The organism is Flavobacterium sp. TSSA_36 (assembly GCF_051547165.1).
Lineage (GTDB): Bacteria > Bacteroidota > Bacteroidia > Flavobacteriales > Flavobacteriaceae > Flavobacterium.
In genome coordinates this window covers 1-21,107 of the sequence record NZ_JBPTTP010000005.1, presented here as the reverse complement: position 1 = coordinate 21,107, position 21,107 = coordinate 1, and the positions used below count along the sequence as shown (strand labels likewise).

Genomic DNA, 21,107 nt, shown 5'->3' with positions numbered 1-21,107 from the left:
AGTTATCCGAAAGGGACAGAAAAACTGCTGCTTTTGATAAAAAAAACATCTACTAACATTCAAAAGCACCTGCAATGAGCAATGTAATTAAAGACCTAGATTTAGAGAATTATATCAATTCGTTAGAGCGTGCTTCTCAGTACTTATTGAGTCTCATTGAAGCTAGTCGGGATCCACTATTTGCTATTGGTACTACTGGCAAAATAATGGATGTCAATGAAGCATCTGTATTGGCTACAGGTGTTTCAAAACAACAACTAATTAGCTCTGCATTTGTAACTTATTTTACCAATCCGAAACAGGCAAAAACAGCATATGATCTCGTTTTCTCGGAGGGTTTTGTAACCGCTTTTCCATTAACCATTAAAGATCATAAATTAACCGATGTTTTATTCAATGGTGCTATTTACAAAGATGAAAATGGAAAAACCATTGGAGCTGTTATGATTGCAAGGGATATCACTGAGCAAAAAAAAATTGAAAATGAACTAACCGAAGCCAAAATTATCGCTGAAAAAGCTACTAAAAATGCTGAGGAAGCGGTAAAAACCAAACAACAGTTTCTCTCAAATATGAGTCACGAAATTAGAACTCCCATGAATGCCATAATTGGCTTTACTAAGGTTGTACTCAAAACCGAACTCAATGCCAAACAAAAAGAATACTTAATGGCTATCAAAATGAGTGGTGATGCACTAATTGTTTTGATTAATGATATTTTGGATTTAGCTAAAGTGGATGCAGGGAAAATGACTTTTGAAAAAACACCTTTCAAACTCCACCTATCAATTAAAGCCATGTTACATCTTTTTGAAACCAAAATTCAAGAAAAAAACCTTCAATTAATTACTAATTACGATTCAAGAATTCCAGATGTCCTGCTTGGTGATCCTATTCGATTGCATCAAATAATACTAAACTTAGTCAGTAATGCAGTAAAATTTACCAATAAGGGAAACATTACCGTTAATGTAACTTTACTTGAGCAGACACAAGACAAAGTCATTTTAAAATTTTCAATTTCAGATACAGGAATTGGAATTAAAGAAAAAAAAATCAACGAAATATTCGATAATTTCAGGCAAGCCACAAGCAGTACTTCAAGATTATTCGGTGGAACAGGACTTGGATTAGCTATAGCAAAACAATTAGTGGAAGCGCAAAATGGACAAATCGAAGTGAAAAGTGAATTAAAAAAAGGATCCATTTTTAGTTTTACACTAGAATTCGGAAAAACTAACGCTGACGCAGTATTAGAGCCTGAAATAATAGAATTGAATACTGACATCAAAAACACTAAAATTCTAGTTGTTGAAGACATGGAGCTCAATCAATTACTCATGAAAACCATTCTTGACGATTTTGGATTTGAGTGCGACATTACCGCTAATGGTAAACTGGCAATTGAAAAATTAGAAACCAAAAAATATGATATCATTTTGATGGATTTACAAATGCCAGAGATGAACGGTTTCGAAGCTACTATTTATATTCGTAATGTAATGAAGCTTGAAATTCCTATTATTGCTTTAACTGCCGATGTTACAACTGTGGATGTAGAGAAATGTAGAGCCGTAGGGATGAATGATTATGTTGCAAAACCTGTAGACGAAAGATTGTTGTACAGTAAACTCATCGCATATTCTAAAAAACCAACTCTTAGTGGCAAGAGTAGCAAAGGAGAAAAATTACAGAAAGTGACTTCCAAATACATCGACATGAGTTATTTAAATAAACTCACAAAATCGGATCCAAATCTGATGAGTGAAATCATTATAGCCTATTTAAAACAAACTCCTTCGCTAATAATGACAATAAAAAATAGTTTAGAAAATAAAGATTGGAAAACCATGCAAGCGGCCATACACAAAATGATTCCCTCCTTCTCAATTATGGGCATTAATCCTGATGCATTAATTATGGCCAAAAAAATTTATGAATATGCTTTTACCATTGAAATCAATGAAGAAATCAATGCACTAGTTTTAGAATTAGAAAAAAGTTGTTCGCAAGCATGTCTAGAACTTGAACATGAATTAAAAAAAATAAAAAAATATAGTGGTGAAAACAAATGAAAAAAAAAAAATATTTTTGGTTGATGATGACATGATTTTTTTAAAAATGTTGACATTCGAATTTCAAAAATATGGAGATTTTGCTATTGAAACTTTTGAAACAGGTGAATTGTGTTTGGAGAATTTAAATAATACTCCTGATATCATCATACTTGATTTTTATTTAGACGGAATAACCAAATCAGCTATGAATGGACTCGAAACACTTGATCGTATCAAAATTGCTAATCCCAATATACCTGTAATTATGCTTTCTAGCCAAGACAAAATAGACGTAGCTATAAGCTGTATGCATCATAAAGCATTTGATTACATTGTAAAGAGTGAAACTGCATTTTTGCGTATAAAAAACACTATAGAAACCCTATTTAAATACCAAAAAATGGAAAAAGAGCTAAAATGGTACATTGATAAAATGTAAAAGAATAATGACACTTAAGGCACTACTAATCTATTTTAAATCAATTATAGCTAGTCGTTTTTAGCTACTCGAATTGACATAATAACACCTGGGTTTAAAAAAAACAATTTAATTGCTGATTTTAAATGACATCTTTTTGAATGAATACCGCTGAAAAACAGATGATTTTTAGGTACCAATATTAAAATCGTTAATTGTTAATTTTCAATGTAAAACCTACGTCCCAACTTCATAGTATTGCATTACACTTTACTACTTTCAATAAGAATCTTATAACTTTTGTATAGAATTCTATAATGATTATGCTTGATTTACCATGCATCTTTGTTAAACATTTAAATGTATAACAAGATGAAAAAATCAATTCTTATTCTAGTACTTATGGGCACTATTTTTACCTCGTGTAAAACTGCACAACAAAAAGAGAATGCTGCAAAAAATAATATTGCAGAAGCCAAACAAGATTTAGCCGATACTAAAGCCAACAATGCAGCTGAATGGAAAAGTTACAAAGCTTCTGCTCAAATCAAAATTGCCGACAACAAAAAGCAAATCGGGGTGCTTAAAGACAAGATGAATCAACCAGGTAACACTTTTGACGGAATGTACAGAAACCGAATAGAAAAATTAGAGGCCAAAAATATGGACCTCGAAAAAAAACTGATTGGGTATGATGGTAACGCCACACAATGGGAAACCTTCAAAGGAAATTTCAATCGCGATATGGACGAAATAGGTAATAATATCAAAGATTTATTCAATTAAATTAAAATTTAAACGAGCTTAGGCTCGTTTTTTTGGCATCAATCCAAACACCTTGAGGACAATAAAAGTGTGAATAACACAAGTTTAGAACAAAGTTGTATAACATTAAGTGCTGCATACTACCTCACCTTTGTATCATAAAACATAACAACCAAACATTATGAAAAAATTACTCTTTCTATGTATATGTATCGGGTATACATTTGCATCAAACGCACAAACGGAAGATAAGAAATGGAATCTCGGGCTTCATGGCGGAGTCACTCAATATCAAGGTGATTTAGGACATGACTTTTACAAAACCAAAAACTCAATGTATGGGTTTGGAGGACTTTCTGTTTCAAGATACTTGAACCGCTATTTAGATGCCAACCTCTTGCTTTCAAAAGGAACATTAGGCTACAATAATGGAACTACTGCAGGCTTTAGAAGTGATTATTCTTCAGTAGCTTTAAACTTGAAATTCAATTTTGTTAGTCCAGAATATGCTATTAGACCTTATGTTTTTGGAGGTGTGGGCGTACTTTTATTTGACAGTCAACTTAATTTTCATAAAGAAAGAATTGACTATGCCTTGCCCACAGCGGGTGGAGGGATCAACTTCCGATTGACCCCAATTGTTTCGTTAAACCTGCAAGAAACTTTCATGTTTACCGACAATGATACCAGAGATGGCGCTGTACAAGGTAAAAAAGATGATTTTCTTATGCATATGGTGGGATTAACTTTCAACCTTGGCGATACCAAAGATGCAGATAATGATGGAGTTTCTGATAAAAAAGACAATTGTCCCGATACCCCAAGTGGCATTGTGGTGGATAAAAAGGGATGCCCATTGGATAGAGATGCTGATGGTGTAGCTGATTATCTTGACAATTGTCCAGACCTAGCAGGAACTTCTTCTTTAAACGGATGCCCCGACAAAGACCATGATGGCGTAGAAGATGCCAAAGACCGTTGTCCTGATCAAGCCGGAACAATAGCCTTGAATGGATGTCCTGATGCCGACAAAGATGGAGTGGCCGATATAGACGATCAATGTGCTAATACCAAACCAGGTACTAAAGTTGACAGCAAAGGTTGTCCTATCGATAGTGATAACGATGGTGTTTCAGATGACGTAGACCGATGCCCTAATGTAGCTGGAATTGCTGGTTTGAAAGGTTGCCCTGATACCGATGGTGATGGAGTTGCCGATTTAGACGACCGTTGTCCAAATGCAATGGGAACTATTGAAAACAAAGGCTGTCCTGAAATTACCAAAGCCGATGTGGTAAGAATAACTTACATTGGAAGCAAAATCTTCTTCGAAAATAATTCAGATAAACTAAAAGTTGCTTCATTGTCACAATTAGACGAACTGACTAAAATCTTAGAAAAATATCAAGGGGCTAGTTTAACTATCGAAGGTCATACCGATAGTGTTGGAACTGCAGCCTATAACGAAACGCTTTCGCAAAAACGTTCCAATTCAGTCAAAGTCTATTTGATAAAAAAGGGAATAATAGAAAGTCGTTTAACTGCAGTTGGTTATGGAGAAAGTAAACCAATTGCTTCTAATAAATCAGCCTTAGGAAAAGCCAAAAACCGTAGAGTAGAATTGAAAACCAATTATTAATTCAATATTTCATTTTTAGGAAAAAAGACGACATTAAATGGTCGTCTTTTCCGTTTTAGAACCCTAAGAATCTTATAAGTTTTACCAAAAGTTATACAACAAAATCCCTCTGATATTAATCGATCTTTACCAAAATCAAGATAACACTATCAATCTACAAATCATCATGTTAGCAATAAAAAAAAAAGGCATCATTTTAGAAAAAACACTCTTAGGTTTTGAAATAAATGGCGTATTGAATCCAGCAGTAATCATGCATGAAGGAGCCATTCATATTTTCTACAGAGCGGTAGGCAAAGGAAACTTTTCCAGCATTGGTTATGCAAAATTAAAATCACCCTTAGAAGTGGAAGAACGCAAAGATATGCCTCTAATTTTTCCTCAATTTGAATATGAAGAACACGGCGTCGAAGATGGAAGAATCGTAAAAATTAATGAGACTTTTTATTTGACATACTGTGCTTACGATGGCGTAAATGCCCTGGGAGCACTTGCTACCTCAAAAGATTTAATGCATTGGGAAAAAAGAGGAATTATAGTACCTCAAATCATGTTTGATGAGTTCAAAAGATTGGCAGAAACCAAAGGAAAAATCAACGAAAAATACTTGCGCTACAACAGTCACGATCGCATCAAGGAACGAAACGGAAAAAAAGTTTGGGTTTGGGACAAGAATGTAATCTTTTTTCCAAGAAGAGTCAATGGTAAGCTTCTTTTTCTGCATAGAATAAAACCAGATATCCAGCTAGTTTCTGTAAACGACCTGACGGAATTGACAACTGATTTTTGGCAAAATTATTTGCTTCAATTCAAAGAGACTATCATTTTATCACCAAGATATGAACACGAAATAAGTTACATCGGTGGAGGATGTCCTCCTATAGAAACCGAAAAAGGCTGGCTACTTATTTATCACGGAGTACATGATACCGTAAAAGGCTATGTGTATTGTGCATGTGCTGCTTTGCTTGATTTAGAAAATCCTCAAAAAGAATTGGCACGACTGCCCTACCCACTTTTCAAACCAGAAACAAAATGGGAATTAAAAGGAGAAGTAAATAATGTTTGTTTTCCAACTGGCGCCATCGTTGACAAGGACACTCTTTACATTTATTATGGCGCAGCCGATGAAAGAATTGCCTGTGTTTCTCTTCATCTGCCCGATTTACTTACCGAACTGCTATTGAATCTAAAATAACATGAAAATGAAATCAAACAAAAACCTCAATTTGTTTCCGCTAAAAAGAATCAAAAACAAAACTGTCTTGCCTGAAATTCTTTTCATTACCTCTTATCCTCCTAGAGAGTGTGGAATCGCAACCTATTCTCAGGATTTAATTTTTGCTTTGAATAATAAATTCAAAAAATCCTTTAAACTCAAAATAGCAGCTTTAGAAAATCAAAATGAAAGTTATTACTACCAAGAAGATATTGATGCTATTTTAGAAACTGATTCACCTAAATCGTATCTAGAATTGGCTAAAAATTGTAACGAAATTTGCAATCTTTCCTTAGTCGTTGTTCAGCATGAATTTGGACTGTTTCACTCTAATGAAGGGGATTTTTTATTGTTTCTAAAAGCCTTAAACAAACCCATAATAATCGCTTTTCATACGGTTTTGCCACAACCAGATTTAGTATTAAAAAAAATGATTTTGGCAATAGACCTCTATGCCACAGCTTTTATCGTAATGACACAAACTTCAGCCAAAATAATTGCTGAAGAATACCTAATTGCTCCCAATAAAATAATGGTCATACCACACGGTACGCATTTGGTAGAACACACCAATAAAAACATTTTGAAAGAAAAATATCAAGTTGCGGGTAAAAAAATCATTTCCACATTTGGTCTCTTAAGTTCTGGAAAATGCATCGAAACTTCGATAAATGCGCTAAAAACTATCATAAAAAAACACCCTGAAGTACTTTTTTTGGTGATTGGCAAAACACACCCTACTGTTGTGAAAAACGAAGGTGAAGCCTATAGAACGAGTTTAGAAACCAAAATCAATGATTTAGGGCTGAATAACCATGTGAAATTCATAAATAAATACTTGCCTTTGAATGAGTTGTTAGAATATTTACAACTCACCGATATTTATTTATTTACTTCAAAAGACAGAAATCAAGCAGTATCAGGTACGTTTTCCTATGCGATTAGTTGTGGTTGCCCGATTATCTCCACTCCTATTCCACATGCAGTTGAAGTCTTAAAAAACGGAACGGGCATCATCATCGATTTTGAAAATTCTGAACAACTTGCCAAAAATGTCATTCATTTATTGAATAACGAACAATTGCGACAAGACATTTCCTCAAATGGAATTCATAAACTAGCACCAACCGCTTGGGAAAATTCGGCCATTGCTCATGCGCTTTTATTTCAAAAAGTGAGCCGAAGAAAAATTCAATTGCGTTATAAAATTCCAACTCTCAATTGGAATCATATCAAAAACATGACTACTGATTTTGGAATGATTCAATTTGCAAAAATCAATCAACCCGATATGAGCACTGGATATACTTTAGACGATAATGCTAGAGCATTGGTTGCTGTATGCCACCATTATGAGCTTACCAGAGACACTAGTGATTTAGTACTAATTGAGTTGTATTTCAATTTCATCAAGTTTTGTTTACAACCTGATGGGCATTTTCTAAATTATGTTGATAAAGACCGAAAATTCACACTTCAAAACTCAGAAAACCTTGAAGATGCTAATGGTAGAGCCATTTGGGCACTTGGTAATTTAATCGCTATTAGTGATTTACTTCCATTATCATTGGTAAATGAATCCCGAAAAACAATGCAATTGGCCTTGTCTACTGTAGTTGAAATTCATTCAACACGTGCAATGGCTTTTATCATCAAGGGATTGTATTATAGTCATTCGGCCAATTTTAGTTTTGGAAACACTTTACTACTAAAAACCTTAGCCGATAGATTGGTTCAAATGTATAAACATGAATCAGATGAAGAATGGGAATGGTTCGAAAGTTATTTAACCTACGGAAACAGTATTTTGCCCGAGGCTTTGCTATGTGCCTATTTAGTGACAAACAATCCTATTTACCAAACAATTGCCAAAACATCATTTGATTTTTTACTTTCAAAAACATTCAATGAGGATACTATTAAAGTTATTTCTAATCAAGGATGGATGCACAACAAGGTTCAAATTGCTGACCCTAAAAATGGAGGCGAACAACCTATTGATGTCGCCTACACAATAATGGCATTGAGTAAATTTTACGACCATTTTGGTGAAGAAAAGTATTTGAAAAAAATGGAGGTAGCTCTTGAATGGTTTTTAGGTAAAAATCATTTGCATCAAATTATTTACAACCCTTGTACAGGCGGATGTTATGATGGTTTAGAAGAAACCTACATCAATTTGAATCAAGGAGCCGAATCAACCGTAAGTTATATGATGTCACGATTAACTGTTGAGAAATATATAAAAACAAAGAAAAAAACTAAAACTAAAAAATATGCTCTTCCTTCTCCATCCAAAAATGGAACCTTACCCAAAACCACAATCATAAGTGCAGAATAAAAGTATATGGGAACCGCTATAAATAAAATGCTTGAAGAAATTGGAGAGTTTTCGCTTTTCGGAAGTCGATTTTTTAAAGAAATCAGCACCTCCCCTTTTCAAATCAATGAATTCATTCGGCAGTGTTATGCCATCGGATATAAGTCACTTCCATTAGTGACCATCACTGGGTTTATCATGGGATTGGTCTTGACGATTCAATCCCGTCCCACGATGACAAAATTTGGAGCCGAAAGTTGGTTACCTAGTATGGTTTCATTGTCGTTAATAAGAGAAATTGCTCCCGTAATCACAGCACTCATTTGTGCTGGGAAAATTGCTTCGGGAATTGGTGCCGAATTGGGAGCGATGAAAGTAACGGAACAAATTGATGCAATGGAAGTATCGGCGATTAATCCATATAATTATTTGGTGGTAACACGCATTTTGGCTACTACTTTGATGGTGCCACTTTTAGTTATTTATGCGGACTTAGTTGGGATTTATGGGGGCTATATTGGATACAATGTGAGAGGCACTATGGGATTGTACCGCTATTTTTCGGATGTATTTGAGCACTTAGAGTTTTTAGATTTAATGCCGGCAGTGATCAAAACTTTTTTCTTTGGTTTTTTTATTGGATTGATTGGTTCATATAAAGGTTTCAACGCCTCTAGCGGAACAGCTAGTGTCGGGATTGCAGCCAATGAAGCAGTCGTTTTGGCTTCACTTTCTATTTTTATTATCGATATGGTAACGGTTCAAATAACAGATCTATTTTTTTAATAATGGAGAAAGAACCACTCATAAGCATCGAAAACGTATGGAAATCTTTTAAAAAAAATAAAGTTTTAAAAGGGTTGAATTTATCAGTAAACAAAGGAGAAAGTCTAGTCATTTTAGGGCGGTCTGGCTCAGGAAAATCCGTTTGTATCAAATGCATTGTAGGTTTGATTAAAGCCGATAAGGGACAAATTCTCGTTTTTGGGTCCGATGTAACCAAACTAAAAACGGAAGCCCTAAACAAAATCAGAATCCGAATTGGGTTCATGTTTCAAAATGGTGCCTTGTATGACTCGATGTCCGTTAGGGACAATTTAGCCTTTACCTTAAAACACCATACCAAAGACTTAGAAGCATCCCAGATTGAGAAAAAAACGATAGAAGCTCTTGAAGCTGTGGGATTATCAGAAGCGATTGATAAAATGCCTTCGGAATTATCAGGAGGAATGCGAAAACGGGTTGGTTTAGCAAGAACATTAATCATTCAACCCGAAATTATTTTGTATGACGAGCCTACTTCGGGACTCGATACGATTACGGCTAGGGAAATTAGTGAATTGATTGTTTCCATTCAAAAAAAACAACACACTACTTCAATTATCATTACGCATGATATGGCTTGTGCAAAAGCTACAAGTGACCGAATTATGATTTTAAATGAAGGCGTAATTCATGCCGAAGGAACTTATTCTGAGTTAGAGAATAGTAATGACGAATGGGTACACTCCTTTTTCATATAAGAATTAATACAATAATCAATGTTAAAATGGTACTCCTTTAGGCAGTATTGGGAAATGGTCAAGATTCAAAAAACCATTAAATGCAACAGAAAACATATACTATGGCAAATTCAACAAACTATACTTGGAAATTAGGAGCATTTGTTCTTTTGGGAGCAACATTGTTTGTAATTACAATCTATTTTATAGGAAAAAATAAAAACCTTTTTGGGAGTACGTTTCGCTTGCGGTCAGAATTCAAAAATGTTAGTGGACTCAAAGTGGGCAATAATGTTCGCTTTTCTGGAATTAATGTCGGAAGTGTAAAAAATATCGAGTTTGTATCCGATTCGGCAGTGATTGTGGAACTAATTATCAAAGAAGAAATTCAACCCTACATCAAAAAAGATGCGCAAGCTAGTATTGGAACAGACGGCCTAATGGGTGACAAAGTTCTTACGATTTCACCAGGAACTTCATCAAATGAAATTGTGAAAGACAACGCGACCATCGTTTCTGTAAAAGCCATAGAACTTGAAGATTTGATGAAAAGTTTGCAAAAAAGTGTCGATAACGCTCAAATAATTACCCTTCAACTTTCGGAATTTAGTTTGAAAATTAATAAAGGAAAAGGCGCTTTAAATAAAGTGTTGACCGATGAAGAATTTGCAAATCAAATTGCTCAAACGATGACGAATTTAAAAATAAGCTCAGATGAATTTACCATTTTTAGCAAAAATATGAATGACAAAAATGGAACTTTATCACAATTAATGACCAATCCAGAATATGCGGCTTCGATAAAAAAAACGGTCACCAACTTAGAAAAAAGCACTTATGAAATAGATGTTTTTTCTAAAAAGTTAAATAGCAGTCGTGGCATTTTATCCAAATTGGTAGATGATGAACGACTAGCTACCTCACTCGATTCTTCTTTGACCAATATTGAAAAAGGTTCTAAAAATTTACTAGAAATCGAAGAAGCAGCTAAACACAATTTTCTTCTTAGAGGTTTTTTTAGAAAAAAAGCAAAAGCAAATCAACAAAATGAGATTCAAAAACAATAACACTGTTCTAGTAAGATCAATATTCTCAACAAATTTGTGCTAGCAACCAACCATAAATAAAAATCATACCAAATAACTCTTTGAAAAATTAACTCTTGTAATTATGAAAAAAATAATCGTTTTAGGTTTATTAGTAATGTTATTAGTAATACCACCTCTTCGAGGACAAATACATGTCGATGTCAACATTGGAGTTCCTTCTTGGGGGCCTCCAACAACCAATGAAAATTATTATTATTTACCTGATATCGAATCCTATTATGATATTAGAAGTGCGCAATTCATTTATTTATCAAATGGTATTTGGATAAGAAATAAGCGTCTTCCAGCACGCTATAGCAGTTATAATTTGCAAAGAGAAAACGTAGTACTTTTGCCCTATTATGCAGGAAAAAGCCCGTATTCACATTATTCAAATCACAAAAAAAGTTATAATAATCGTGCTTATAATAACGATAGACGGCCATCGAACTCCAATAAAAAGAGCGAAAAAGGAAATAAAAAGCATAAAGATTAATTCGATAACCTAGCAATATCATAAGTTTTGCAAATAGTTATGTAACACATATATCTTCAATAAAAGAGACCTTTGATTAGCAATGAAACCATTTTCATTAGCTTAAAAAAAACCTATCATGGCAAACATAATTAAGTCTCCAAAAAAAGAAAAAGATCCAAAAGCAACAAGTCAAAAAATAATTGACAATCACGAGAAAGCGGCATTACATCACGAGAAAGCGGCAAAACTTCATCATGAAGCAGCAAAATTTCAAAAAGATGGTAACAGCACTATGGCTTGTGGCTGTAACTGTAAAGCAAAAAACGAATCTGATTTGGCTAAAAAAATTCAGAAAAAAAATAAAAAAAAACAATCACAGATTGCATAGGACTTTGGTTAGAATTTGATTTAAAACCCATAAAAGCATCCTAATCCTTGGATGCTTTTTTCTAATTGTATCGCTATGAAATCCGTAACTGAACTCAATGACAATATTTTCAGAATTACTCAAACGATTCAAAATGAGTTTCCAGAATTGATGCCTTTTTTGAACGAAATGACCCTAACAATACCAATGTTGCATTCGCCTGAAGTAGATCAAAAAGCATTATATGATTATTATAACTCCTTGAGAAATTTACTGATGAAGTATGCGCCATACCACAATGTTTTATTTCAATCTATCTAAAAAACCATGAAAAATACCTCAAAAAAAGCTATCTATTTAGATCATTATAAAGCAATGGTATTTGATTATATCAATCAAACGGCAGTACTAGAAAAAACAATAGCTTCTGAAATGAATCCTTTTGTGAAAGAAGAAATTTTACAAAAAGGAGAAAGCCATTGGCATAACAAAGAACAGGATTTACAACGTGATTTTTATAAAAAAATAATGGCCGAGATTGCTCCTTGTAACGAAGTCTTTTTCTTTGGTCCTACAAATGCAAAAACCGAATTGATAAATATCATTCAAGATAAACCCAAATTTAATACAATAAAAATTTACAGCAAGGACATTGATAAAATGACAGAAAATCAAAAAATTGAATTGATAAATGCCACATTCAAAATTCTATAAAATGAAAAATCAATCACTATATATTGAAGTGCTGTTCGAAAGACTTACGTTAGTAGTAACCAAAATCTTGGGGAGTTACTTTGCTTTTATCTTGGCCTTAACACTAGTACTTTTTTGGTGGAGTACTAATTTATTCACTTCTCATAATTGGCATCAAAATATCGGTGATATCATTTTTGGTTTTACTTTTTTGAGTTTATTTATTATCCAAAAATCCTTCAATCGCTATTCAGCTTTGATCCACTTGAAAATCAATGAACTTATTTCCTCACACGAAATGGCCAATAATACTGTGATGAATACTGGTAATAAAACAGAAAAAGAAATAAGAGAACTTTCTGAGGAATATATAGCCTCGGATGCTACATTCGAAAAAGAAGTTAATAATGCTTTGAATGACGTAAATACAGAAAATCAAGTTTGAGATTCTTCAAATCAAGCTATTTCAAAATACTAATGCTTTCACCTTTAATTCATCAATAAAACAACAATCAAATGAAAAAAACAATAGTAATGACTAGTCTGCTTATAGGTTTAAGCTGGTATTCACAAGGACAAACTGTTTCAAAAAACGCACTTGGACTAAGAATAGGCGATAACAATGGTTTTGGAGGAGAACTTTCCTATCAAAGAAAATTGGCTACAAACAACCGATTAGAACTGGATTTGGGATGGCGTAGTACTAACAATATTGACGCACTAAAATTGGCAGGAATTTACCAATGGGTTTGGAACATTGACGGAGGTTTTAATTGGTATGCAGGAGTTGGCGGTGGATTAGGTTATTGGAATCATGATGACAATTTCAATGATGACAATGGTGTTTTTGCTTTTGTAGCGGGCGACTTAGGAATAGAATACGATTTTGATGTTCCAATTCAAGTATCACTTGATATTAGACCCGAATTGTATTTTAATTCTAATGATTATCGTGATAACAACTTCGGACCTGATATTGCTTTAGGAATCCGATATCGATTTTAAGAGAAACAATGTGTGAATATTACAACTCTTACTTAAAATAGTACAATTGAAAATTCTTGAGCTTTTGCACCTTTGTATAGTCAGGAAAATACATTCTTGATCTAAATTTTATCATCATGAATACTACAGAAATCAAAGGAGATTGGGAAGTACAAAAAGGGAAACTCAAACAAAAATTTGCCAAACTAACAGATAACGACTTATTATTCTTGGATGGAAAAAAAGACGAAATGTTGGGCAGAATTGAGAAAAAATTAGGCAAAACCAAGGCTGAATTAAAAAAGATTATCGAATCGCTTTAATCTAATAATATCAAAAAAAACAAACATGAAAAAATCCATTTATACTTTAGCAATAGCATTATGCCTGTCAGGAATAGTTTTTACTGCATGTAAATCGAATACCGAAAAAGAAGCAGATGCAACTGAAAAGGTAATTGATGCCAATGAAAACTTAGATTCAGTGAACGAAGACATTACTAACGACGAGGCAATAAAAGCCAATGATATGGAATGGCAAACTTATAAAGAAGAGGTAAATACCAGTATTGCCGCCAATGAAGTTCGTATTGCCGAATTGAAGGCCGCTTTAAAAAAACCAGGCAATTCTTTTGATAGTAATTATTCAAAAAACATTCAATCTTTAGAAGATAGAAATGCTTCGTTGAAGGTGAAAATCAAAAATTACGAGAATAACAAAACCGATTGGGATTCCTTTAAACGAGAAGTGGATTCTGATATGACCGAGTTAGGAAAATCCTTTAAAGACCTGACTGTCAATAATAAAAAATAATTTTTTTTTATTATAGTCTATTTCAAAAAAAAAGCAAAGGATAAAATTCTTTGCTTTTTTTGTTTAAATTTTACCATAATACATCGCTTTCACTATTCCATCCGAAAGCCCTATTTTTGGTACATATATTTGTCTCGCTCGGCTCCATTTCATGGCATTCAAGTATATCCGAGTGGCAGGAACAATTACATCGGCGCGATCTGAATTCAATCCTAATTGAGAAATACGCTGTTCGTAAGTCAAAGAATTTAAGTAATTGTATTGTGTATTTACATATAAAAAAGACAAAGGTTTTTCTTGAGGTTTTCCAGACATTTTAAACAATTTATTAATGTTCCCTCCAGATCCAATAAGGGTAACCTCCTCATAATCGGCGGTATTGGTTTTGATCCATTTTTCAATTTCATCCCATACCACCTCGTGGACCATATTATTCAATAATCGTACTGTACCAGCTTTAAACGAGCGAGAAGTAATCATTTTTCCGTTAGAAAACAGTGTAAATTCGGTACTTCCCCCTCCTACATCTACAAACAAATAAGTTTCATCATTTTTGAGCAAATGATGCAAATCAGTAGAAGCAATAATCGCAGCTTCTTTTTTTCCATCAATAATTTCGATTTTAATATCGGCTTTCTTCTTAATCAGTGCTACTACCTCTTTAGCATTGTAAGCTTCACGCATGGCAGAAGTAGCAAACGCCTTATAACTTTCAATTTTGTGAACTTTCATCAAAAGAAAAAATGCTTTCATGGCATCACACATTCGTTCGATATTTTCTTCAGAAATTTCGCCTACAGTAAAAGCATCTTGCCCTAAACGAATAGGCACGCGAACTAAGGAACTCTTACTAAACTGTGTTTCTTTACCCTCTTCCTCCACTATATTTGCTATCAACAATCGCATGGCATTAGAGCCAATATCGATAGCAGCATATTTTTTAATAGTAATCATATTATAAAAAGATTGTTCTTGTTTCGTGATATCATTTAAACTTCTTCGGTAACCACCTCTAATTTATTTTGATAGTATTTATACGTTTCTACCTGAGCTCTAAATTGAGGCTGTCCTTTTGATTTTTTGTATTCGTTGTCGTGTTTTTCAGAATGGTAACGTGCTTTTACATTTCCTTTCCATCCTAATTCAAAATGATCCATTAATTCGTCTTTGATCTCTTGATCATAAATAGGACAGGTTACTTCTACTCTAGCATCTAAATTTCGAGTCATGAAATCAGCTGATGAAATGAAAACATCCGGAATACCTGCATTACCAAAAATATATACCCTAGAGTGTTCCAAGTAATTATCTACTATACTAATGGCTTCTATGTTTTCACTCAAACCTTTGATTCCTGGAATTAAGGAACAAATTCCTCTAATCTGCAATTGAATTTTCACTCCGGCTTTACTGGCTTGATATAGTTTGTCTATCATTTCAAAATCTGATAGACTATTCATTTTTAATCGAATATACGTTTTACGGCCTGCTAAAGCATGGGTAATTTCTCTATCAATAAGTTTTATGAATTTACCTCGGGTATAGTGTGGTGACACGATTAAATGCTTATATCGGTGCACTCTGTAGTTGACATCAAAAAAATCAAAAATTCTATTGATATCTTTCAATATTTGTTGATGACTTGTAAAAAGAGTCACATCGGTATACACTTTGGCCGTTGATTCATTAAAATTACCCGTCGATATAAATCCGTAACGCTTGATTTTATCGTTTTCTTGTCGCTCAATTACACAAATCTTACTATGCACTTTCAGTCCTTTAATTCCAAAAATTAATTCAATTCCTTCAGTCTTCATTTGTTCAGCATAGGAAATATTAGAGGCTTCATCAAATCGTGCTTGTAACTCAATTTGTACCGTCACTTTTTTTCCATTTTTGGCTGCATTAATTAATGAACTAATGACTTGGGAATTTTTGGCCAATCGATACAACGTAATTTTAATAGACAAAACTTTAGGATCCAAGGCGGCTTCTCTTAAAAATTTTGTGAGATAGGAAAACGATTGGTAGGGTGCGTTTAACAAATAGTCTTTTTCACTGATTTTATCCAACATGCTTCCCTCTAGACTTAATCCGGGAATGGGTAGTGGAATATTAGACTGATACAACAAATCATACCTACCAAGGTTAGGAAAACTCATGTAATCACGTCGGTTATGATAGCGTCCACCTGGAATAATACTATCCGTAGAAACAATATGCATTTTTTCTAGAAAAAATCGCAGGGTATCTTCTTCTATTTCTTGGTCATAAATAAAGCGAACAGGTTCTCCTATTCGCCTGTCTTTCACACTCAAAGCAATTTTTTCAATCATGCTTTTACTCAAATCGCTATCAATATCTAAAGAAGCATCTCGAGTGATTTTGATCATGTGAGCGGATATTTGTTTGTAATCGAAAATATTAAAAATATTCCCCAAATTTTGACGGATGACATCATCTAGCAGTATCACATACTGCTTGTCATCCTTAGAAGGTAGCACTACAAAACGATTGATGGTTTTCGGGATTTCGACAACAGCATAGCGCACTTCATCCTCTTTTTTCATGACCAATTTTACAGCTAGATAGCCAAAAGTGTCTTTTAGAAGTGGGAATTCGGCTAAATCATTCAAAATAATAGTCACTAATTCTGGACTTACTTTTTGAATAAAAAAATCTTTCAAGTAATTTTCTTGCTCCTTATCTAGATCATTTTCAGTGATAATATAAATATTTTCTTTCTGTAATTGTTGTTCAATATTTTTTAGAATATTTAAACTTTCCTCTTGGTGTTCTATGACAATTTCGGTAATTTCTTTCACTAATTGTTGAGCCGAGACACCTCCTAGATATTTTTCACCAGAAATTCCAGATAAACTTAAGCGTCGGATGGCCGCAAATCGAACTCTAAAAAACTCATCCAAATTATTAGAAAAAATACCTAAAAATCGTAACCTATCTAACAAAGGTACCGAATCATCTGCTGCTTCTTGTAAAACTCGAGCATTAAACGCTAGCCAACTCTTTTCTCTGTCTATATATTTATGTACCAAAACTTTTTATTTTAATTGTTTAGGGATAATAATTTTCACTGTTTTACCTTTTTTAATTGAACTCCAATCTTTTACATCAAATTGCATCGAAACAAAGCCTGATGTAGGAACATTTTCAATAAAAACATCCCCAAATTTATTAACAAAATTTGTAATTGCCCCATTATGACCAAAAAGAATTACATTATCGAAATCATTATCACAGGATTTAATAACATGAGTTAATTGCTGCTCATCAAAAGTGTATAAATCTTCTTTGAAAATGATACTCTCTATCGGATAGGATAAATTTTGAGCGAAAATCAAAGCCGTTTGAGAAGCTCTTTCGGCAACACTGCTCCAAAATAAGTATGTCTTTGGTAAATATTTTGAAATAGCACTAGATACTAAATGCGCAGTCTGTAAACCATTTTTCGATAATGGACGGTCTCTATCTTTTAATGGGGTTTCCCAACTTGATTTGGCATGTCTAACTAAGATTAAATGTTTCATACTCGATTTGATTAATGGTTTCAAAATGCTTTCACTTCTTTTGAATCGACAAAATAATTTGTGGACACTTAAATTACATTATTTTTTTTAGTGTAAAACATTGCCTTCCTTAATTAACAATTGTTTATGCCTTTTTACTGTGATAAAAAAATAAATCAAAAGACAAATCCTTTACAAACAGGCCTTATATTATTAGTTTTTAACGCATTAATTATTCGATTTCTTTATTTTATAAGAATACATCCCATAAAAAATCAAATAGTTTTAAAATTAATTTTAAAATAACATTAGTAAAACACCTTTCAACGAGTATTTAGGTAATTTATAGAGAAAAAAAGGCTTTGTTTTTCTTTGTATCTAATTTTGAAGCAGTTAATCAAAACATAAATTGTTTCTAAAACTAAAATACAATGAAAGCCACAACTACCTTAAAAAAAATGCCCGTACCTACTTCCTCAAAAAATGACATTATTTTTAACTTGAAAAACTGCTTTTTACTACTGTTATTTTTATTGTTATCAATTGTGAATACAGCCTTTGGACAAAATTCATGCAAAGCAACATTAATAGTACAAGATAATGGATATGTTGACAGTGCCTCAGCAGAAGGAGTTGTCTACAAAATGATTCTTACCAATAATGGATTTGAAACAGATTCCTACATATTGAGTTCTGTAAATATAAATTCCAATTGCAAAAATCCTGATGATAGTAGCATTGCCAAAAACGTGCTACTCTCAACCATTTTTCTAGATTCGAATCAAAATCAAATCACAGAAATCACCGTTGCCGCTGGTGAGAGTATAAGTTTTACTGCGAAATTAACAATTCCGTTAGGAACTATGCTTGAAAGATGGTCATGTAACCAAATAATAGCTGCTTCAACCACCTGTACTTATTTCAAGGTAAATTCTATTCTACATACATACGTTTTGAATCCAAACAACGATTAGCAATTTATTTAAAAGTGCTTTTATCATTTTTAAAATATTTCATCATGAAAAAAAAATTACTTTCCACCAGAAATTTTATAAGAAGTACTAACGCATATCTCTTGATAGTGGTACTTACTATGTTAACAAATGTTGTTTTTGGACAAACTATTACTCCAGTAAAAACGGTAACAACAAGCACCAATAATTGTGGAATCCTAGATGTGCAACTTAAATTTACAGGCGCTAATCCTGCAACAAGAGATGCTGACGTAGTGTTGGTTATTGATGTTTCTGGAAGTATGAATAATACAATTGCTGGTGACACAAAAAAATCCATGCAATACGCCAAAGATGCAGCCAAATCTTTCATTGATGCTGCATCATCCAATCCAAATAACAGAATTGCAATAGTTTCCTACACTACAAACGCCAAATTAGAAAGTGGATTTTTGAGTTTAAATGCCACTAATATTACCGCATTAAAAGCAAAAATTGATAACCTTACGGCAACAAGTTCTACCAACATCCAAGATGGAATCGTTGTAGCTAGTAAAGAATTAAATACAAATGGCCGATTTGATTGTACCACAGCTAGAAGCATAATTTTATTAACTGATGGTGTAGCAACGCGTACGGGTCCTTCTACAAACTTAGTGAGTTGTAACACTGCAATTGTAACCAGTCAATGCGTAACAGAAGCTATTACTGCAGCTAATGCTGCTAGAACAACCATCAAATCAAGTGTTACTTATAATAATCAGATTTTTTCTGTTGGATTATTTGGTGGAATCTCCGGTAATATAAACACAGTAGGCAGTGAACGTTATGTTGCAAAATTTACTTTAGATGGCATTCAAGGAAGTCCAGCTGCCATTACCAATACAGGATCTGATTTAACAACAATATACAATAACATTGCTACACAAATAACTTGGGTAGCCCAAAGTTTAGTTGAAACAGAAACCATTCCTTCAGGATATACAATAAGTGGATTAAACACTACTAAAGGAACAGCAGCAATAAGCGGACAACAAATTAATTGGTCAATAGATTTTCTTAATAGTGAGACAATAACATTAAATTATAAATTGACTCCAGCTAGTTCAATTTGTGGAAATCAAGTAGCAGGAAGCTCTACCTTATCTTATAAAAATTCGACTTGTAACTCAGCCACATTGCCAATCACCACCCCTACTGCTTTTATTTCTTGTCCAACATTAATACTAAATTCTCAAGTAAATGTTACTTGTTTCGGTTCTTCAAGTGGTTCTATAAATTTAAATGATGCTACTGGAGGTTCCGCTCCGTACACATATGATTGGGCGGATGTTACCGGCACTGATAATCCAAAAAACAGAACGGAACTTCCTGCAGGTACTTATTCAGTTACTGCAAAAGATAAAAATGGTTGTGCAACGGCTACTTTAAACGTGACTATTACACAACCTGCTGCAGCTTTGGCTTTGGCAGTTTCTTCTAAAACAGATGCGGCTTGCTTTGGAGCTAGTACAGGTTCGGTAACTGCTGGAGTGGTAACAGGGGGTGTTGGAACAATAACTTATTCTTGGAAAAATGCGTCTAATGCTGTAGTTGGTACTACAGCTTCCGTAAGTGGATTACCTGCCGGAACTTATACTGTGACTGTTAGCGATTCTTGTTCTTCTCAATCTAATTCTGTAACCATTGGACAACCTGCTGCAGCTTTGGCTTTGGCAGTTTCTTCTAAAACAGATGCGGCTTGTTTTGGAGCTAGTACAGGTTCGGTAACTGCTGGAGTGGTAACAGGCGCTGTAGGAACAGTATCTTATTCTTGGAAAAATGCGTCTAATGCTGTAGTTGGTACTACGGCTTCCGTAAGTGGATTACCTGCGGGAACTTATACTGTCACTGTTAGCGATACTTGTTCTTCTCAATCTAATTCCGTAACTATTGGACAACCTGTTGCAGCTTTAGCTTTGGCAATTTCTTCTAAAACAGATGCGGCTTGTTTTGGAGCTAGTACCGGGACTGTAACTGCAGGAACGGTAACTGGTGCTGTAGGAACAGTAACTTATTCTTGGAAAAATGCCTCTAATGCTGTCGTTGGTACTACGGCTTCTGTAAGTGGATTACCTGCGGGAACTTATACTGTGACAGTTTCTGATAGCTGTTCTACTTTATCCAATAGCGTAACTATTGGACAACCTGCTGCAGCTTTGGCTTTGGCAGTTTCTTCTAAAACAGATGCGGCTTGTTTTGGAGCTAGTACAGGTTCGGTAACTGCTGGAGTGGTAACAGGGGG

At 33.9% G+C, this 21,107-nt stretch carries 22 protein-coding genes; 19 read left to right on the top strand and 3 right to left on the bottom strand.

Going from position 1 to position 21,107, the window contains the following annotated elements; translation table 11 throughout:
• The first annotated feature begins 74 nt into the window (after positions 1 to 74).
• The 17 genes from ACSVH7_RS10705 (at position 75) to ACSVH7_RS10625 (ending at position 14,343) form a co-directional block, all read left to right on the top strand.
• The gene (locus ACSVH7_RS10705) at positions 75 to 2,075 is read left to right on the top strand and encodes an ATP-binding protein (RefSeq protein WP_438066689.1); all 2,001 of its coding nucleotides are present in this window, start codon (positions 75 to 77) and stop codon (positions 2,073 to 2,075) included.
• A complete protein-coding gene (locus ACSVH7_RS10700; RefSeq protein ID WP_438066688.1) occupies positions 2,059 to 2,496 on the top strand; it encodes a response regulator in 438 nt (145 codons plus the stop codon). Before ACSVH7_RS10705 ends, ACSVH7_RS10700 begins: the two co-directional genes overlap by 17 nt.
• 351 nt (positions 2,497 to 2,847) lie before the next feature.
• The gene (locus tag ACSVH7_RS10695; RefSeq protein WP_438066687.1) at positions 2,848 to 3,261 is read left to right on the top strand and encodes a hypothetical protein; all 414 of its coding nucleotides are present in this window, start codon (positions 2,848 to 2,850) and stop codon (positions 3,259 to 3,261) included.
• Between the two features lie 160 nt (positions 3,262 to 3,421).
• Positions 3,422 to 4,879 (top strand): OmpA family protein, encoded by a 1,458-nt coding sequence (locus ACSVH7_RS10690; RefSeq protein WP_438066686.1) that lies wholly within the window; start codon positions 3,422 to 3,424, stop codon positions 4,877 to 4,879.
• A 166-nt stretch (positions 4,880 to 5,045) separates the two neighbouring features.
• A complete protein-coding gene (locus tag ACSVH7_RS10685) occupies positions 5,046 to 6,077 on the top strand; it encodes a pesticidal protein Cry7Aa (protein ID WP_438066685.1) in 1,032 nt (343 codons plus the stop codon).
• A gap of 7 nt (positions 6,078 to 6,084) precedes the next feature.
• The gene (locus ACSVH7_RS10680) at positions 6,085 to 8,439 is read left to right on the top strand and encodes a glycosyltransferase (RefSeq protein WP_438066684.1); all 2,355 of its coding nucleotides are present in this window, start codon (positions 6,085 to 6,087) and stop codon (positions 8,437 to 8,439) included.
• Between the two features lie 6 nt (positions 8,440 to 8,445).
• Complete coding sequence (locus tag ACSVH7_RS10675) at positions 8,446 to 9,204, top strand: MlaE family ABC transporter permease (RefSeq protein ID WP_438066683.1); 759 nt, start codon at positions 8,446 to 8,448, stop codon at positions 9,202 to 9,204.
• A 2-nt stretch (positions 9,205 to 9,206) separates the two neighbouring features.
• On the top strand, positions 9,207 to 9,941 hold the full coding sequence (locus ACSVH7_RS10670) for an ABC transporter ATP-binding protein (protein WP_438066682.1): 735 nt from the start codon (positions 9,207 to 9,209) through the stop codon (positions 9,939 to 9,941).
• 80 nt (positions 9,942 to 10,021) lie between these two features.
• Entirely contained in the window at positions 10,022 to 10,987 is a 966-nt protein-coding gene (locus ACSVH7_RS10665) for an MlaD family protein (RefSeq protein WP_438066681.1), read from the top strand.
• Between the two features lie 103 nt (positions 10,988 to 11,090).
• Positions 11,091 to 11,504: a hypothetical protein gene (locus ACSVH7_RS10660; RefSeq protein ID WP_438066680.1), complete on the top strand. Its 414-nt coding sequence runs from the start codon at positions 11,091 to 11,093 to the stop codon at positions 11,502 to 11,504.
• A gap of 118 nt (positions 11,505 to 11,622) precedes the next feature.
• Positions 11,623 to 11,874, top strand: coding sequence for a hypothetical protein (locus tag ACSVH7_RS10655; protein ID WP_438066679.1), 252 nt, complete (start codon positions 11,623 to 11,625; stop codon positions 11,872 to 11,874).
• Positions 11,875 to 11,949: 75 nt separating this feature from the next.
• Positions 11,950 to 12,174, top strand: a complete 225-nt coding sequence (locus tag ACSVH7_RS10650) for a hypothetical protein (protein WP_438066678.1) — start codon at positions 11,950 to 11,952, stop codon at positions 12,172 to 12,174.
• Positions 12,175 to 12,180: 6 nt separating this feature from the next.
• Positions 12,181 to 12,567 carry a hypothetical protein gene (locus ACSVH7_RS10645; RefSeq protein ID WP_438066677.1) on the top strand — a complete coding sequence of 129 codons (387 nt, stop codon included), beginning with the start codon at positions 12,181 to 12,183 and terminating at the stop codon, positions 12,565 to 12,567.
• 1 nt (position 12,568) lies between these two features.
• Positions 12,569 to 12,991, top strand: coding sequence for a low affinity iron permease family protein (locus tag ACSVH7_RS10640; RefSeq protein ID WP_438066676.1), 423 nt, complete (start codon positions 12,569 to 12,571; stop codon positions 12,989 to 12,991).
• 71 nt (positions 12,992 to 13,062) lie between these two features.
• Entirely contained in the window at positions 13,063 to 13,551 is a 489-nt protein-coding gene (locus ACSVH7_RS10635) for a hypothetical protein (protein ID WP_438066675.1), read from the top strand.
• A gap of 116 nt (positions 13,552 to 13,667) precedes the next feature.
• Positions 13,668 to 13,853, top strand: a complete 186-nt coding sequence (locus tag ACSVH7_RS10630; protein ID WP_438066674.1) for a CsbD family protein — start codon at positions 13,668 to 13,670, stop codon at positions 13,851 to 13,853.
• A 25-nt stretch (positions 13,854 to 13,878) separates the two neighbouring features.
• Positions 13,879 to 14,343 carry a hypothetical protein gene (locus tag ACSVH7_RS10625; protein ID WP_438066673.1) on the top strand — a complete coding sequence of 155 codons (465 nt, stop codon included), beginning with the start codon at positions 13,879 to 13,881 and terminating at the stop codon, positions 14,341 to 14,343.
• A gap of 63 nt (positions 14,344 to 14,406) precedes the next feature.
• On the opposite strand, the gene ACSVH7_RS10620 is transcribed toward ACSVH7_RS10625, so the two are convergent.
• The 3 genes from ACSVH7_RS10620 to ACSVH7_RS10610 are packed head-to-tail and all read right to left on the bottom strand — an operon-like array spanning position 14,407 to position 17,891.
• Complete coding sequence (locus ACSVH7_RS10620; protein WP_438066672.1) at positions 14,407 to 15,297, bottom strand: Ppx/GppA phosphatase family protein; 891 nt, start codon at positions 15,295 to 15,297, stop codon at positions 14,407 to 14,409.
• A 35-nt stretch (positions 15,298 to 15,332) separates the two neighbouring features.
• Positions 15,333 to 17,399, bottom strand: coding sequence for a polyphosphate kinase 1 (ppk1, locus tag ACSVH7_RS10615; RefSeq protein WP_438066671.1), 2,067 nt, complete (start codon positions 17,397 to 17,399; stop codon positions 15,333 to 15,335).
• 6 nt (positions 17,400 to 17,405) lie between these two features.
• Positions 17,406 to 17,891: a SixA phosphatase family protein gene (locus ACSVH7_RS10610; protein WP_438066670.1), complete on the bottom strand. Its 486-nt coding sequence runs from the start codon at positions 17,889 to 17,891 to the stop codon at positions 17,406 to 17,408.
• Between the two features lie 410 nt (positions 17,892 to 18,301).
• Here ACSVH7_RS10610 and ACSVH7_RS10605 point away from each other — a divergent pair, with 410 nt between their 5' ends.
• Both ACSVH7_RS10605 and ACSVH7_RS10600 read left to right on the top strand, forming a co-directional pair.
• Positions 18,302 to 18,844 carry a hypothetical protein gene (locus ACSVH7_RS10605; RefSeq protein ID WP_438066669.1) on the top strand — a complete coding sequence of 181 codons (543 nt, stop codon included), beginning with the start codon at positions 18,302 to 18,304 and terminating at the stop codon, positions 18,842 to 18,844.
• Positions 18,845 to 18,888: 44 nt separating this feature from the next.
• The coding region (locus tag ACSVH7_RS10600) for a VWA domain-containing protein (protein WP_438066668.1) at positions 18,889 to 21,107 on the top strand (2,219 nt) is incomplete at its 3' end.

Bases quoted from the DNA above. Each gene is read 5' to 3' on its own strand.
- ACSVH7_RS10705 (WP_438066689.1), top strand. From the start codon at position 75: ATGAGCAATGTAATTAAAGACCTAGATTTAGAGAATTATATCAATTCG.
- ACSVH7_RS10695 (WP_438066687.1), top strand. From the start codon at position 2,848: ATGAAAAAATCAATTCTTATTCTAGTACTTATGGGCACTATTTTTACC.
- ACSVH7_RS10690 (WP_438066686.1), top strand. From the start codon at position 3,422: ATGAAAAAATTACTCTTTCTATGTATATGTATCGGGTATACATTTGCA.
- ACSVH7_RS10685 (WP_438066685.1), top strand. From the start codon at position 5,046: ATGTTAGCAATAAAAAAAAAAGGCATCATTTTAGAAAAAACACTCTTA.
- ACSVH7_RS10680 (WP_438066684.1), top strand. From the start codon at position 6,085: ATGAAATCAAACAAAAACCTCAATTTGTTTCCGCTAAAAAGAATCAAA.
- ACSVH7_RS10675 (WP_438066683.1), top strand. From the start codon at position 8,446: ATGGGAACCGCTATAAATAAAATGCTTGAAGAAATTGGAGAGTTTTCG.
- ACSVH7_RS10670 (WP_438066682.1), top strand. From the start codon at position 9,207: ATGGAGAAAGAACCACTCATAAGCATCGAAAACGTATGGAAATCTTTT.
- ACSVH7_RS10665 (WP_438066681.1), top strand. From the start codon at position 10,022: ATGCAACAGAAAACATATACTATGGCAAATTCAACAAACTATACTTGG.
- ACSVH7_RS10660 (WP_438066680.1), top strand. From the start codon at position 11,091: ATGAAAAAAATAATCGTTTTAGGTTTATTAGTAATGTTATTAGTAATA.
- ACSVH7_RS10655 (WP_438066679.1), top strand. From the start codon at position 11,623: ATGGCAAACATAATTAAGTCTCCAAAAAAAGAAAAAGATCCAAAAGCA.
- ACSVH7_RS10650 (WP_438066678.1), top strand. From the start codon at position 11,950: ATGAAATCCGTAACTGAACTCAATGACAATATTTTCAGAATTACTCAA.
- ACSVH7_RS10645 (WP_438066677.1), top strand. From the start codon at position 12,181: ATGAAAAATACCTCAAAAAAAGCTATCTATTTAGATCATTATAAAGCA.
- ACSVH7_RS10640 (WP_438066676.1), top strand. From the start codon at position 12,569: ATGAAAAATCAATCACTATATATTGAAGTGCTGTTCGAAAGACTTACG.
- ACSVH7_RS10635 (WP_438066675.1), top strand. From the start codon at position 13,063: ATGAAAAAAACAATAGTAATGACTAGTCTGCTTATAGGTTTAAGCTGG.
- ACSVH7_RS10630 (WP_438066674.1), top strand. From the start codon at position 13,668: ATGAATACTACAGAAATCAAAGGAGATTGGGAAGTACAAAAAGGGAAA.
- ACSVH7_RS10625 (WP_438066673.1), top strand. From the start codon at position 13,879: ATGAAAAAATCCATTTATACTTTAGCAATAGCATTATGCCTGTCAGGA.
- ACSVH7_RS10620 (WP_438066672.1), bottom strand. From the start codon at position 15,297: ATGATTACTATTAAAAAATATGCTGCTATCGATATTGGCTCTAATGCC.
- ACSVH7_RS10610 (WP_438066670.1), bottom strand. From the start codon at position 17,891: ATGAAACATTTAATCTTAGTTAGACATGCCAAATCAAGTTGGGAAACC.
- ACSVH7_RS10605 (WP_438066669.1), top strand. From the start codon at position 18,302: ATGAAAGCCACAACTACCTTAAAAAAAATGCCCGTACCTACTTCCTCA.